General features: G+C 70.8%; 12 protein-coding genes, 1 rRNA gene and 1 pseudogene. 1 reads left to right on the forward strand and 13 read right to left on the reverse strand.

Translation table 11 applies throughout. From position 1 onward, the window contains the following. Nucleotides 1–66 precede the first annotated feature (66 nt). From lipA to ABS41_RS12365, 12 genes and pseudogenes are all read right to left on the reverse strand, one after another. Nucleotides 67–1,074, reverse strand: coding sequence for a lipoyl synthase (lipA, locus tag ABS41_RS12310; protein WP_290594924.1), 1,008 nt, complete (start codon nt 1,072–1,074; stop codon nt 67–69). Nucleotides 1,075–1,081: 7 nt separating this feature from the next. Next, nucleotides 1,082–1,783, reverse strand: coding sequence for a lipoyl(octanoyl) transferase LipB (lipB, locus tag ABS41_RS12315; RefSeq protein ID WP_290594925.1), 702 nt, complete (start codon nt 1,781–1,783; stop codon nt 1,082–1,084). Next, nucleotides 1,771–2,049 (reverse strand): DUF493 family protein, encoded by a 279-nt coding sequence (locus tag ABS41_RS12320; RefSeq protein WP_290594926.1) that lies wholly within the window; start codon nt 2,047–2,049, stop codon nt 1,771–1,773. The genes lipB and ABS41_RS12320 overlap by 13 nt, the downstream gene beginning before the upstream one ends. 49 nt (nt 2,050–2,098) lie before the next feature. Continuing rightward, nucleotides 2,099–3,247 (reverse strand): GGDEF domain-containing protein, encoded by a 1,149-nt coding sequence (locus ABS41_RS12325; RefSeq protein ID WP_290594927.1) that lies wholly within the window; start codon nt 3,245–3,247, stop codon nt 2,099–2,101. A 21-nt stretch (nt 3,248–3,268) separates the two neighbouring features. Further along, on the reverse strand, nt 3,269–4,501 hold the full coding sequence (locus tag ABS41_RS12330; RefSeq protein WP_290594928.1) for a D-alanyl-D-alanine carboxypeptidase family protein: 1,233 nt from the start codon (nt 4,499–4,501) through the stop codon (nt 3,269–3,271). Between the two features lie 68 nt (nt 4,502–4,569). After that, nucleotides 4,570–5,526 carry a septal ring lytic transglycosylase RlpA family protein gene (locus ABS41_RS12335; protein WP_290594929.1) on the reverse strand — a complete coding sequence of 319 codons (957 nt, stop codon included), beginning with the start codon at nt 5,524–5,526 and terminating at the stop codon, nt 4,570–4,572. Then, nucleotides 5,523–6,627: pseudogene (gene mltB / locus ABS41_RS12340) on the reverse strand (lytic murein transglycosylase B). The gene ABS41_RS12335 and the pseudogene mltB overlap by 4 nt, the downstream one beginning before the upstream one ends. Beyond that, a complete protein-coding gene (gene rodA, locus ABS41_RS12345) occupies nt 6,615–7,721 on the reverse strand; it encodes a rod shape-determining protein RodA (protein WP_290594931.1) in 1,107 nt (368 codons plus the stop codon). Before rodA ends, mltB begins: the two are co-directional and overlap by 13 nt. Then, complete coding sequence (gene mrdA / locus ABS41_RS12350; protein ID WP_290594932.1) at nt 7,718–9,580, reverse strand: penicillin-binding protein 2; 1,863 nt, start codon at nt 9,578–9,580, stop codon at nt 7,718–7,720. Before mrdA ends, rodA begins: the two co-directional genes overlap by 4 nt. A gap of 4 nt (nt 9,581–9,584) precedes the next feature. After that, nucleotides 9,585–10,073, reverse strand: a complete 489-nt coding sequence (mreD, locus tag ABS41_RS12355) for a rod shape-determining protein MreD (RefSeq protein WP_290594933.1) — start codon at nt 10,071–10,073, stop codon at nt 9,585–9,587. Beyond that, on the reverse strand, nt 10,070–11,035 hold the full coding sequence (gene mreC, locus ABS41_RS12360; protein WP_290594934.1) for a rod shape-determining protein MreC: 966 nt from the start codon (nt 11,033–11,035) through the stop codon (nt 10,070–10,072). Before mreC ends, mreD begins: the two co-directional genes overlap by 4 nt. A 37-nt stretch (nt 11,036–11,072) precedes the next feature. Beyond that, a complete protein-coding gene (locus tag ABS41_RS12365) occupies nt 11,073–12,110 on the reverse strand; it encodes a rod shape-determining protein (RefSeq protein ID WP_188659651.1) in 1,038 nt (345 codons plus the stop codon). 168 nt (nt 12,111–12,278) lie between these two features. On the opposite strand from ABS41_RS12365, the gene ABS41_RS12370 reads away from it, so the two are divergent. Further along, the gene (locus ABS41_RS12370) at nt 12,279–13,217 is read left to right on the forward strand and encodes a carbohydrate kinase family protein (RefSeq protein ID WP_290594935.1); all 939 of its coding nucleotides are present in this window, start codon (nt 12,279–12,281) and stop codon (nt 13,215–13,217) included. Between the two features lie 152 nt (nt 13,218–13,369). Here the strand turns inward: ABS41_RS12370 and rrf are convergent. Then, nucleotides 13,370–13,458, reverse strand: a 5S ribosomal RNA gene (gene rrf, locus ABS41_RS12375); the annotation flags it as partial.

Here is a 13,458-nt window from a genome sequence, read left to right on the forward strand (position 1 = left end):
GGCCTGGCGGCGTGTGCCGTTGGTGATGCTTTCCAACTCTCGACCCGAGCATACCCCCCGGATCATTCAGACCGCGTCTGCAACGAAGCCAGCTTCAGCCGCCATTCGGTCGGCGTGGTAGGACGAACGGACCATCGGGCCCGAGGCCACGTGCGTGAAGCCCATGTCCATGCCGGCCTCTTCCAGGGCCTTGAACTCCTCGGGCGTCCAGTAGCGCATCACCGGGTGGTGGTGCGGCGTGGGCTGCAGGTACTGGCCGATGGTGACCATGTCCACGTCGTGCGCCCGCAGGTCGCGCAGGGTGCCGAGCACCTGCTCCATCGTCTCGCCCAGGCCGAGCATGATGCCCGACTTGGTCGGCACGTCCGGGTGCTGGGCCTTGAAGCGCTTGAGCAGCTCCAGCGACCACTGGTAGTCGGCGCCCGGGCGCACGTTCGGGTAGAGCCCGGGCACGGTCTCGAGGTTGTGGTTGAACACGTCCGGCGGCGACTGCGCCAGGATCTCCAGCGCGCGGTCCATGCGGCCCTTGCCGCGGAAGTCGGGCGTGAGGATCTCGATCTTCAGGTCGGGCGACAGCGCGCGCGCCTCGCGGATGCAATCGACGAAGTGCTGGGCACCGCCGTCGCGCAGGTCGTCGCGGTCGACTGAAGTGATGACCACGTAGCGCAGGCCCATGTCGGCGATGGTGCGGGCCAGGTTGGCCGGTTCGCTGGCGTCGGGCGGCTTGGGCCGGCCGTGGGCCACGTCGCAGAAGCTGCAGCGGCGGGTGCAGACCTCGCCCAGGATCATGAAGGTGGCGGTGCCGTGGCTGAAGCACTCGTGGATGTTCGGGCAGCTGGCTTCCTCGCAAACCGTGACCAGGCGGTTCTCGCGCAGCTTGCTCTTGAGCTTGGCCACGGCGTTGCCGGACGGGATGCGCACGCGAATCCAGCTGGGCTTGCGCAGCACCGGCGCGCTTTCGTCGAACTTCACCGGGCTGCGGCCGATCTTGTCGCCGCCCAGCTGCTTCTGGCCCTCGACGAGCGGCGAGCCGAGCACCTGCAGGGGAATGGTCTTGGCGGGGGTGTCGGACATGGCGTCGTCAGGCGGGGGAAAGGTCGGGGAGGCCGGGCTCGGGACGGGCCTGCAGGCCGAGCCGGCGGGACAGGGCTTCGACCAGCACCGGCTTGACCGCGGCGAGCTCGCCGGGGCCGCCCAATTCTAGCACCGAGGTCACTTCCAGCCCCTGGAAACCGCAGGGATTGATGCGCCGGAACGGCTCGAGGTCCATGTCGATGTTGAAGGCCAGGCCGTGGAAGCTGCAGCCCCGGCGCACGCGCAGGCCCAGGGCCATCACCTTGCGGCCTTCGACATAGATGCCCGGCGCGCCCTCGCGGCGCTCGCCGTGGATGCCGTAGTGGGCCAGGGTGTCGATGACGGCGCCTTCGATGCGGCAGACCAGCTCGCGCACGCCCAGGCCCAGGCGGCGCAGGTCCACCAGCGGGTAGGCGACGATCTGGCCGGGGCCGTGGTAGGTGACCTGGCCGCCGCGGTCGACCTGCAGCACCGGGATCTCGCCCGGCGCCAGCACGTGTTCGGGCTTGCCGGCCTGGCCCAGGGTGAAGACCGGGTCGTGCTCGACCAGCCACAGTTCGTCCTCGGTGTCCGGGCCACGGGCGTCGGTGAGGCGCTGCATGGCGCGCCAGACCGGCTCGTAGGCCTGGCGGCCCAGCTCGCGCACGCGCCAGCCTCGGGTGGCCGGCTGCACCGCGTCGGCGGCGCAGGCGGGGGCTAGAGCGTCCACTTCACCGCCGGGTGCTCGCGCAGGGCGCCGTGGGCGGCGTCGTAGTCCTCGCGGCTGTGCGCCTCGAACACCACGGTCACCGAGACGTAGTTGCCCTTGGCCGAGGGCTTCACGCCCACGCGGTCGCGGTAGACGGTCAGGCCCAGGGCCTCGAGCACCATCGGCACCACCAGGTGCAGGTCGGCCTCGGCCGAACCCATGGCGCTGAGCTCGAACACGCCCGGGAACTGGAAGCCGTGCTCGGGGTTGTCGGATTTGATTTCCATCGGCCCATTATGGGGGCGGCGGGGCGCCGTCCCAAGCCCGCGGGGGGCCTCAGGCGCGGTCCACCCGGACGCGGTTGCGGCCGTCGGACTTGGCCCGGTACATGGCCCAGTCGGCGGCCCGGAACAGGTCGCCCAGGCCATCGTCCTGGCCCGGCCGGTAGCTGGCGACGCCGATGCTGACGGTGATCGCCAGCGGCCCCTCGCGCAGCTGCAGCGGGCGCTGCTCGAGGCTGGCGCGCATGCGTTCCGCGGCGGCGGCCGCGGCTTCGCTGTCCAGGCCCGGCAGCAGCACGCCGAACTCCTCGCCACCCAGCCGCGCCAGGTGCGCGCCCGGCTGGGTGAAGACCTCGCGCATGCGGTCGGCGAATCGCGCCAGGCAGGCGTCGCCGGCGTCGTGGCCGTAGTCGTCGTTCACGCGCTTGAAGTGGTCCAGGTCCATCACCAGCATCGACAGCGGCTGGCGCAGGCGAAGCGCCTCGCGCGCCAGGTGCTCGAGCGTGCCGCCGTGGTGGCGGCGGTTGGCCAGCCCCGTGAGCGGGTCGATGCGGCTGAGGTGTTCGTACTGGTCGCGCTGGTGGCGAAGGGCGTCGTAGAGGTCGAGCTGCTGCTGGTATTCGCGGTGGCTGCGCACCAGCACCAGCGCCAGGTAGATCGCGTACACGCCCACCGTGACGGTGACCGCGAGACCCGCGTCGGTATAGGGCAGCAGCAGCGGCGCCGGCAGGAACACCAGGCCGACGCCGACCAGGGCGCGCCCGAGCCGCAGGCTGAAGTTGTGCGCGAAGGCGGTGGCGAAGGCGACGGTGCAAAGCAGCGCCGCCGGCCGCGCGCCGTCCAGGTGCGGGTCGGCCAGTGTCCACGACAGCACCGCGCCCCACAGCGCCGCGGTGGCCAGCACGCCGGCCCACTGGCGGTCGAGCCAGCGTTCGAGCGTGGGCCGCGGGGCGTCCTGCGCGGGCGGTCCCGGCCACACGCGCAGCAGCGCCAGCACCAGGAAGGCCAGGCCCACCGCCAGCCCGAGCAGCAGGTGCTCCCCGACGACGTCGCCGGCGAGCGCGACGACGATCCAGCCGAACAAATAAAAAAGCCCGCCGGTGACCAGGCGGGCTTTCGTGTCGGCGACTTCGCGGGCCAGCCGCGGCAGGTGGACGTCGCCACCCTGCCCACGCACGTCCTGCGATTCTCGCCGCCGTTCCATGCCGGCGATGCTACGCCAGCGTCATTCGCTTTCCCACCACAGCCAGAAATCGTCCGACAGGCGCTTGAAGAAGCCGCCCTCGGCGACGTCGGCCAGGGCCAGCAGCGGGCGCTCGGCCACGACCTTTCCGTCCAGGCTCAGGCGCAGCGTGCCGATGGCCTGGCCCTTGGCGATGGGCGCACTGAGCTGGCGCGGCACGTCCATGCTGGGCTTGAGCTCGCCGTAGCGGCCGCGCGGCACCGTCACCAGCAGCGGCTGGTCCAGGCCCAGGCCGATGACGTCGGCCTCGCCGCGCCAGAGCTTGTGCTCGGCGACCTGCTCGCCGGCGCCGTAGACGGCGTGGGTTTCGAAGTGGCGGAAGCCCCAGTTGAGCAGGGCCAGGTTGCCCTGCTCGCGCAGGCGGAAGCCTTCGTTGCGGCTGGTGGTGTCGATGCCCAGCACCACCGAGATCAGGCGCTGGTCGCCGCGCTTGGCCGAGGCCGCCAGGCAGTAGCCCGCGGCCGAGGTGTGGCCGGTCTTGAGGCCGTCGACGCTGTCGTCCTTCCACAGCAGGCCGTTGCGGTTGTACTGGCGGATGCCGCCGTAGGTGAACTCGCGGATCTTGTAGAGCGCGTAGTGGTCGGGGAAGTCGTTGACCATCGCGCGGCCGAGGATGGCGATGTCGCGCGCGCTCATCACGTGGCCCTCGGCGGTGAGGCCGTGGGCGTTGCGGAAATTGGTGTTGGTCATGCCCAGGCGGCGGGCGTGGTCGTTCATCATCTGCACGAAGGCCGCCTCGCTGCCGCCGACGTGCTCGGCCAGGGCGATGGCCGCGTCGTTGCCGGACTGGATGACCAGGCCGTGCAGGACGTCGTCGAGCTTCACGCGCGAGTTCACCGCCAGCGCGCTGTAGCTGCCGTCGGTGCCGGCGCCGCCCTGGCGCCAGGCGTTTTCGCTGATGAGCACCTGGTCCTCGAGCGAGACGCGGCCGGCGGCCACTTCCGCGGCGACGACGTAGGAGGTCATCACCTTGGTGATGCTGGCCGGGTCGACCGGCTGGTCGATGTTGGCGCCCGCCAGCACCTGGCCGCTGGCGTGGTCCATCAGGATCCAGGCCTTGGCGCCCTCGGGCACCGGGGCATCGGGGATGACCGGCGCGGCGGCGCTGGCGGCCGGCGACGGCACCGGGGTCGGCACCGGGGCGGGCGTCTGGGCGAAACTGGCGCCGGCGACGAGGCCGGCGAGCGCGAGGGGCAGGAAGCGGGACAGGGACATCCGGGGACAACTCCGTTTGCTGCGGGCCGCCGGTGCGGCGGGCCGTGGTGGTGATTCGATGCTAGCGGTCATTCACTGAACACGCGCGGGCTGGCGTGGCCCAGTCGGCGCAGGCGTTCGAGCGCCTGGTGGGTGGCGCCGACGGCGAGCGGGCCGATGCGCACGCGCCAGAAGGTGCCGCTGGCGGTTTCGGCCGCTTCGATGGCGACGTCGCGCAGGCCGGCCTGCTCGATCTCGCGGGCGATGCGTTCGGCGTTGGCGCGCTCGCGGTAGGCGCCGACCTGGATGATGCGGGGGCGCGCGTCGTCGTCCACCGACGGCGCCGTGGCCGCGGCCAGCACCGGCGCGCCGCCTTCGGGCGACAGCGCGCGCACCTCGACCCGGGCGGTGCCGGTCTTGTCCAGGCCCAGCTTCACCGCGGCGGCGTAGCTGAGGTCGATGATGCGACCGTCGTGGAAGGGACCGCGGTCGTTCACGCGCACGACCACGCTTTCGCCGGTGTCGAGCCGGGTGACGCGGGCGAAGCTGGGCAGCGGCAGCGTCTTGTGCGCGGCGCTGAAGCTGCACATGTCGTAGATCTCGCGGTTCGAGGTGTGGCGGCCGTGGAACTTCTGGCCGTACCATGAGGCGATGCCGCGCTCGACGTAACCCTCGGCGCTGGGCAGCACGCGATAACTGCGGCCAAGCACCTGGTAGGGCGAGCGGTTGCCGTAGCGCGAGAGCGGCTCTTGCTGCGGCACGGGCTCGACCAGGCCGCTGATGTCGAGCGCGTGCTCGGGCGCCGAATCGGACACGCCGGGCGCGTACAGGCCGCCGGGGGTGTAGTCCTCGTCGCGGTGTTCGCGCACCTGCAGGCAGGCCAGCGGCGGCGCCTGGCCCTCGGTGGCCGGCGCACCGCCGGCCTGGCCGGCGCTGCCGCGTGGCTTGCCCGCCACCGGCGGCACGGGGCCGGAATCGGACTTCTTCGGCGCACCGGCGCAGCCCGCCAGCAGCGCCACCATCACCACGGCGGCGAGTCGGATCATGGGGCCGGCGCGGCCTCCGCGCCCGCGGCGATTTCGCGCGAGAGCTGGTGCACCGCCATCGCGTACATGGGCGAGCGGTTGTAGCGGGTGATGGCGTAGAAGTTCTGGAAACCCAGCCAGTGTTCGGTGCCGCCGCTGCCCTCGAGCGTGACCAGCGTGGCCTTGAGGTCGTGGCCCAGGGCCTCGGCCGGGCGATAGCCCTTCTCGCCGAGTTCGGCGAGCGTGTACTTCGCCTCCAGGCCCTCGGCGACGAAGGGCTCGGCGTCCTCGTCCTTGCGCGCCAGCGCCACCACCGGCTGGCCCGGCTGCCAGCCGTGGGCGACGAAGTAGTTGGCGATCGAGGCGAATACGTCGGGCAGCGAGCCGAACAGGTCGCGGCGGCCGTCGCCGTCGCCGTCGCGGGCGTAGGCGCGGTAGCTCGAGGGCATGAACTGGCCATAGCCCATCGCGCCGGCGTAGCTGCCCTTGAGCGCGGCCAGGTCGAGTTGCTCTTCCTTGGCCAGCAGCATCACCTGCGCCAGCTCGTCGCGGAAGAAACGGCCGCGGTTGGTTTCGCGCTCGACCTGGGCCGGATCGCCGCTGACCGGATAGAAGAAGCCGAGCGTGTAGAGCGCATCGAGCACCTGGTGGCTGCCGGTGTTGCCGCCGTAGCTGGTTTCGACGCCGATGATGGCGACGATCAGCTCGGCCGGCACGCCGGTGTCGGCCTGCACTTTCTCCAGCTGCGCGCGGTGGCGCGCCAGGAAGGCGCGGCCGTCGGCGATGCGGCGGTCGGAGATGAAGATGGGACGGTATTCGCGCCAGGCCTTGGTGCGTTCGGCCGGGCGGGCCATGGCGTTGACGATGCCCTGGCGGTAGGCGGAGCGCGCCAGCCAGGTTTCGACCTCTTCCGCCGTTAGCGCATAGCGTTCGGCGGCATGGGCCAGGAAGGCCTCGCGCAGCGCCGGGTCCGGCGAAGGCGCGTTGGCGGCCGCGGCCAGCGGCCAGAGGAGCAGGAGGGCGGTGAGGCGAAGCAGTTTCGTGCGCATGCGGGGGACCAGCGTGGGTTGCCGGCAATTTACCACGGGCGCCCGCCCGGACCGGCCTCGTCAGGCCATGAATTTCCGGTGCGCGTGCACCGACATCACCATGCCGAAACCCACCAGCAGCGACACCGCCGAGGTGCCGCCGAAGCTCAGCAGCGGCATCGGCACGCCCACCACCGGCAGCAGGCCGGCGACCATGCCGCCGTTCACCAGCACGTAGACCGAGAAGGTCATGGCCACCGTGCCGGCCAGCAGGCGGGCGTAGCCATCGCGGGCCTGGGTGGCGATCCACAGGCAGCGGCCGATAATGAACAGGTAGATCGCCAGCACCGTCACCACGCCCGCCCAGCCGAACTCCTCGCTGAGCACCGAAAACACGAAGTCGGTGGTGTGCTCGGGCAGGAAGTCCAGGTGCGACTGGCTGCCCTGCCCCCAGCCCTTGCCGGTGAGGCCGCCCGAACCGATGGCGATCTTGGACTGGATGATGTTCCAGCCGGCGCCCAGCGGGTCGCTCTCGGGCTCGAGGAAGGTGAGGATGCGGTCGCGCTGGTAAGGCATCAGGAACTGCCAGCCGATCGGCAGCGAGGCCAGCCCCAGGCCACCGAACAGCGCGATGCGCCACCAGGCGATGCCGGCCAGGAACACCGCGAACACGCCCGAGGCGGCCACCAGCATGCCGGTGCCGAGGTCGGGCTGCAGGATGATCATGGCCACGGGCAGGCCGAGGATCACGCCGCACACGCCCAGCACCCGCCAACCCGGAGGCAGCGGCGAGGCGTGCAGGAACCAGGCCAGCATCATCGGCACGGTGAGCTTGAGCAGCTCGCCGGGCTGGAGGTAGAACACGCCGAGGTTGAGCCAGAGGTTGGCGCTGCGCCCCGTGCCGAAGACGAACACGGCGGCCAGCAGCACCAGGCTGCCGGCATAGGCCAGCGGCGTCCACAGCCTCAGCTTGCCCGGCGTGACCTGCGAAAGCAGCATCAGCGCCACCAGGCCGACGCCGAAACGCGCACCCTGCGACATCACCAGCCGCGCGTTTTCCCCCGAGGCGCTGGCCAGCACCACCAGGCTCACGAGCATCAGCGCCAGCAGGGCCAGCAGCAGCGGCAGGTCCACCTTTTCGAACAGGCGCGAGAGCAGGTCGCGGGCCCAGCGCAGCAGCAGGCTCATGGCGCGGGCTCCTCGGCGGGCGGCAGGATCCAGGCGTCCAGGATCCGGCGCGCCACCGGCGCCGCGGCGGTCGAACCCGAGCCGCCGTGTTCGACCAGCACCACCACCGCGATGGTCGGCGCCTCGACCGGCGCGAAGCCGATGAACCAGGCCTGGTGGCGCAGGTGGTAGGGCAGCTGCTTGGGATCGAGGCGCTCGGTGCCGCGGCGGCTGACGCGCTGGGTGGTGCCGGTCTTGCCGGCCATGCGATAGGTGGAGCCGGCGGCGGTGGCGCGGGCGGTGCCGGTGGGGCCGTGCATCACCGACTCGAGGCCGGCATTGACCGCGGCCAGGTGGGCAGGGTTTTCGATCACACGCACGCCCTCGGGCTGCGGCTCGGGCCGCATCGGCTGGTTGAAGCCGGCCTGGCTGGCGCGCAGCAGGTGCGGCCGGCGCATCACGCCGCCGTCGGCGAGCATGGCGGTGGCGCGGGCCAGCTGCAGCGGGCTGGTGACCCAGTAGCCCTGGCCGATGGCGGCGTTGACAGTGTCGCCGGGGAACCAGTTCTGGTTGAAGGCGCGGCGCTTCCAGGCGCGCGAGGGCCGAACGCCCGACACTTCGCCGGCCAGGTCGATGCCGGTGGGCTGGCCGAAGCCCAGGCGTTCGAAGAAGACGTCCAGTCGGTCCACGCCCAGTTCGACCGCCAGCTGGAAGTAGTAGCTGTTCACCGACTGCGCCAGCGACTCGTTGAGATCCACCCAGCCGTGGCCACCCGGGCGCCAGTCTCGATAACCGCGGGCCTGGCCGGGCAGGAAGAACTCGCCGCTGGAGAAGGTGCGCTGCTCGGGCGTGCGCGTGCCGGCCTCGAGCGCGGCCAGCGCCATGAAAGGCTTGATGGTGGAACCCGGCGGTGCGCCGCCGAGCACGTTGCGGTTGAACAGCGGCCGCGACGGCGCTTGCAGGGCCTGCCAGTCCTTGTGGCTGATGCCGTTGATGAACAGGTTCGGGTCGTAGGCCGGCAGGCTGACCATGGCCAGGATCTCGCCGGTCTTGGGATCGAGCGCGACGGCGGCGCCGTGCTGGCCTTCGAAGGCATCGACCATGGCCTGCTGCAGGCGTGCATCGACGGTGAGCTGCAGGTCGGCGCCGGGCTTGGCCGGGATGCGTCGCAGCACGCCCAGGGCGCGGCCCTCGACATTGGTCTCGACTTCCTCGTAGCCGATTTCGCCGCGCAGGCGATCTTCGTAATAGCGCTCGATGCCGGCCTTGCCGATGTGGGTGAGCGCGGTGTTGCGGCTGTCGCCCATCGCGGCCAGGTCGTCGGCATCGACGCGGCCGACGTAGCCGATGATGTGCGCGAACAGCTCGCCGTAGGGATAGCGGCGCGTGAGGTAAGGCACCACTTCGACGCCGGGGAAGCGGTGGCGGTTCACCGCCAGCCGTGCGAGCTCGGCTTCGCTCAGGCGCAGCTTGAGCGGCACCGGGCGGAAGGCGCGGGTGGCGCGCCGGGCCTCGCGGAAGCGGGCGATGTCTTCCTGGTCGAGCGCGACCAGTTCGGCCAGGCCGGCGAGCGTGGCGTCGAGGTCGCGCACCTGCTCGGCGACGATCTCGAGGCGGTAGGCGGGCACGTTGTCGGCCAGCAGGCGGCCGTTGCGGTCGGTGATCAGGCCGCGGGCGGGCACGATGGGCCGCGGCTTGATGCGGTTGGCCTCCGAGCGCAGCTGGTACTCCTCGTGCTCGAGCACCTGCAGGCGGAAGTAGCCCGCCGCGAGCCCGAGCATCGCCACCGCGATGGCGACGAAGCCGACGAAGGCGCGGCGCTGGAACTGCGCCGCTTCCGCGTGCAGGTTCTTGAGCTTGCGGCGCGGGAGGCTTCGCATGGGCTCAGGCGCCCCGCTCCCGCGAGCGCAGGCGCAGGCCGTCGAGCAGCAGGAACAGCCAGGGCCACAACGCGAAGCCGACCAGCGGGGAGAGCCAGGTGGCCCAGGGCAGCAGGCCGCCCCCGGCGGTGGCCTCGATGGCCTGGTCGATCAGGCGGTCGTTGAGCAGCAGGGCGAACACCGCCAGCGCCTGCTGCCAGAGCGGGAAGAAGCGCAGGCGCGGGCGGAAGCGCTGCACCAGGAAGGCGAGGATGACCAGGCGCAGGGCCTGCTCGCCGAGCAGGGTGCCGGAGACGAGATCGGCCGCCAGCCCGGCCAGGAAGGCGGTGCCGAGGCCGACGCGATCGGGCGCTTCGAGCAGCCAGTAGCAGATGAGCATGGCCAGCACGTAAGGACGCGCCAGGTCGAAGCCGGCCGGCAGCGGCGCGACCATCGCCAGCAGGCCGCAGAACAGGCCGCCGTAGAGCAGCCAGCCGGAGGGGCCGCGGTTCATGGGCGGGTCTCCGGGCGAGTGCCGTCATCAGCGGCTGCGTCGGCCTCTGGAGCGGCGGCCTCGGTGCTCGCATCGGGCTCCGCCGGCGGCGGGTCGGGCAGCGGCGGGCCGTCGTCGAGGCCGTCGATGGCGTTGCTGACCAGGAGCACTTCGACGCCGCGATCGAGCCGCGCCGCCGGGCGCGCCTGCGCGACGACGAACAGCTGCGTCTCGTCGGGCTGCAGGCTCTCGACCACGCCCACCGGGAAGCCAGCCGGGAAGCGGCCGCCGATGCCGGAGGTGACCAGGCGGTCGCCGACCTGGATGTCGCCGCTTTGCGGGATGCTCGGCAGGCGCAGGCGGTCGGTGCGGCCGGTGCCGTAGGCGATGGCGCGCAGGCCCGAGCGCGCCACCTGCACCGGGATGGCGTGCTCGGTGTCGGTGAGCAGCAGCGCGGTGGAGTGCCGCGGCGTGACTTCGATGACCTGGCCGAGCACGCCGCCGGCGTCGATCAGGGCCTGGCCGAGCTGCACGCCCTGGGCCGAGCCCGCGTCGAGCACGATGCGCTGGCGCGAGGGGTCGAGGTCGACGTCGATGATGCCGGCCAGCTGGGCATTGAGGCGGTAGCCGCGGGTGCCGCCGAGCAGCTCGCGCAGGCGCTGGTTTTCTTCGTTCACGGCCAGCAGGCGGTGCAGGCGGCTGGCGTTGACCTGCAGTTCGCGGCGCAGCTGCTCGTTTTCGGCCTGCAGCGAAGCGCGGGTGCTGAGCTGTTCGCGGGCGGCCTCGAACACGCGGTTGGGCGAGGCCGCCAGCCACCACACCGGTTCGGCCAGCACGCTGAGCTTCTGCCGCGCCTGCGAGGCGAAGCCGCCGCGCAGGTCCGCCACCATCAGCACGGTGGCGATGGCGAGGTAGGCCAGCAGCGGCAGGGTGCTGCCGGCGCCGTCGGTCAAGCGCGGCGCCGGGGTGTTGGGATAGGCCACGGCGTCATCCGGTGCGGGATTGCGCCTGCAAGCAGGCTCACTCGGCGGAGAAGAACTCGTTGCCGTGCATGTCGATCAGTTCCAGCGCCCGGCCGCCGCCGCGGGCGACGCAGGTGAGCGGATCGTCGGCGACGTGCACGTGCAGGCCGGTTTCCTCGGAGATCAGCTTGTCGAGGTCGCGCAGCAGGGCGCCACCGCCGCTGAGCACGATGCCGCGCTCGGCCACGTCGGCGCACAGCTCCGGCGGGGTCTGCTCGAGCGCCTGCTTGACGGCGCTGACGATGCCGCTGAGCGGCTCGTGCAGGGCCTCGAGCACTTCGTTCGAGTTGATGACGATCATGCGCGGCACGCCTTCGGCGAGGTTGCGGCCGGAGACTTCGAACTCCTTGACCTGGGCCTGCGGGAAGGCGCAGCCGATCTCGAGCTTGATGCGCTCGGCGGTGGTCTCGCCGATCAGGGTGCCGTGGTTGCGGCGCACGTAGTTGATGATGGCCTCGTCGAAGCGGTCGCCGCCGATGCGTACCGACTGCGAATAGACGATGCCGTTGAGCGAGATCACCGCCACTTCGGAGGTGCCGCCGCCGATGTCGATGACCATCGAACCGCGGGCTTCGTCGACCGGGATGCCGGCGCCGATCGCGGCGGCCATGGGCTCTTCGATCAGGTACACCTCGCGGGCACCGGCCTCCTCGGCCGACTCCTTGATGGCGCGGCGCTCGACCTGGGTCGAGCCGCAGGGCACGCAGATCAGCACGCGCGGGCTCGGCCGCAGGAAGCGCGACTTGTGCACCTTCTTGATGAACTGTTTGAGCATCTCCTCGGTGTGAGTGAAGTCGGCGATGACGCCGTCCTTCATCGGGCGATGCGTGGTGATGTTGCCGGGGGTGCGGCCGAGCATCTTCTTGGCCTCGGCGCCGACGGCGGCGACCTCGCGGCCACCGGGCCCGTGGCGCACGGCGACCACCGACGGCTCGTTGAGGACGATGCCCTGGCCACGGACGAAAATGAGGGTGTTGGCGGTTCCCAGGTCGATCGACAGATCGTTGGAGAACAGCCCGCGGAGCTTCTTGAACATTCGGCAGGGCCCGTGGAATGTGGGTTTCGGGGGTTGGCTAGCGTAGCAACCACCCCCGGGCCGGGCAAGGAAAAAACCCGTTATTCCGTGCCTTCCGGGCGGCCGTCGCGCTACCATGTCGCCCTTTGCGGGCCGGTTCCCGCGCCCCTGAACACGAGGTCCCGAACGATGGCATCCGCCCTGATCTGCGGCTCCCTGGCCTACGACACCATCATGGTCTTCCAGGACCAGTTCAAGAACCACATCCTGCCGGACAAGGTGCACATCCTGAACGTGTCCTTCCTGGTGCCGCGGATGCGCCGTGAGTTCGGCGGCTGCGCCGGCAACATCGCCTACAACCTCAAGCTGCTGGGCGGCGACCCGATCCCGATGGCCACCGTCGGCCAGGACTTCGGGCCCTACCGGGAGCACTTCGAGTCCTGCGAGATCCGCCTCGACCACGTCAAGGAGATCGAGGACCTCTATACCGCCCAGGCCTTCATCACCACCGACCTGGACGACAACCAGATCACCGCCTTCCACCCCGGCGCCATGATGCGTTCCTACGAGAACCACGTGCGCGACGTGGCCGGGGTAGGTTTTGGCATCGTCGGCCCGGACGGCTACGAGGCCATGCTGCAGAACTCCCGGGAGTTCGCCGAGCTCGATATCCCGTTCATCTTCGACCCGGGCCAGGCCATGCCGCTGTTCAACGGCAAGGAGCTGACCCAGATGATCGAGCAGGCCACCTACGTGACCGTGAACGACTACGAGTCGAACCTGCTGCAGGAAAAGACCGGCCTGTCGGAGAAGGACATCGCCAACCGGGTGAAGGCCTACATCATCACCCGCGGCCCCAAGGGGTCCGAGGTGCATACCCGCGACGGCCAGCTGCACATCCCGGCCGCCAACGCGATGCGCGTGGTCGACCCGACCGGCTGCGGCGATGCCTACCGCGCCGGCCTGATCTTCGGCCTGATGAGCGGCATGGACATGGCCACCACCGGCCGCATCGCCTCGCTGATGGGCGCCCTGAAGATCGAGCACCTGGGCCCGCAGAACCAGCGCTTCGATTACGAGGAGTTCGCCGAGCAGTTCCGCCAGCAGTTTGGTTACGCGCTGCGCTGATTCCTGCCCGGCCGGCGGACACGCCCGGCAAGCACGGAATGAAAGGCCGCCCCGAGGGGCGGCCTTTTTGTTGGCGTTCCAGGCAGGCCGCCGCCTGGCCGCGGCGCAAAGAAAAACCCCCGCCTTTCGGGCGGGGGTTTTAGGGGTAAAGCCCCTGGCGATGACCTACTCTTGCATGGCTTAGGCCACACTACCATTGGCGCAGCTGCGTTTCACTTCCGAGTTCGGGATGGGATCGGGT

This window comes from Arenimonas sp. SCN 70-307 (genome assembly GCF_001724815.1).
Classification (GTDB): Bacteria; Pseudomonadota; Gammaproteobacteria; order Xanthomonadales; family Xanthomonadaceae; genus Arenimonas.

Excerpts from the sequence above, each read along its gene's own strand:
- lipA (WP_290594924.1), bottom strand. The coding sequence starts at position 1,074 with ATGTCCGACACCCCCGCCAAGACCATTCCCCTGCAGGTGCTCGGCTCG.
- ABS41_RS12320 (WP_290594926.1), bottom strand. The coding sequence starts at position 2,049 with ATGGAAATCAAATCCGACAACCCCGAGCACGGCTTCCAGTTCCCGGGC.
- ABS41_RS12325 (WP_290594927.1), bottom strand. The coding sequence starts at position 3,247 with ATGGAACGGCGGCGAGAATCGCAGGACGTGCGTGGGCAGGGTGGCGAC.
- ABS41_RS12330 (WP_290594928.1), bottom strand. The coding sequence starts at position 4,501 with ATGTCCCTGTCCCGCTTCCTGCCCCTCGCGCTCGCCGGCCTCGTCGCC.
- ABS41_RS12335 (WP_290594929.1), bottom strand. The coding sequence starts at position 5,526 with ATGATCCGACTCGCCGCCGTGGTGATGGTGGCGCTGCTGGCGGGCTGC.
- rodA (WP_290594931.1), bottom strand. The coding sequence starts at position 7,721 with ATGAGCCTGCTGCTGCGCTGGGCCCGCGACCTGCTCTCGCGCCTGTTC.
- mrdA (WP_290594932.1), bottom strand. The coding sequence starts at position 9,580 with ATGCGAAGCCTCCCGCGCCGCAAGCTCAAGAACCTGCACGCGGAAGCG.
- mreD (WP_290594933.1), bottom strand. The coding sequence starts at position 10,073 with ATGAACCGCGGCCCCTCCGGCTGGCTGCTCTACGGCGGCCTGTTCTGC.
- ABS41_RS12365 (WP_188659651.1), bottom strand. The coding sequence starts at position 12,110 with ATGTTCAAGAAGCTCCGCGGGCTGTTCTCCAACGATCTGTCGATCGAC.
- ABS41_RS12370 (WP_290594935.1), top strand. The coding sequence starts at position 12,279 with ATGGCATCCGCCCTGATCTGCGGCTCCCTGGCCTACGACACCATCATG.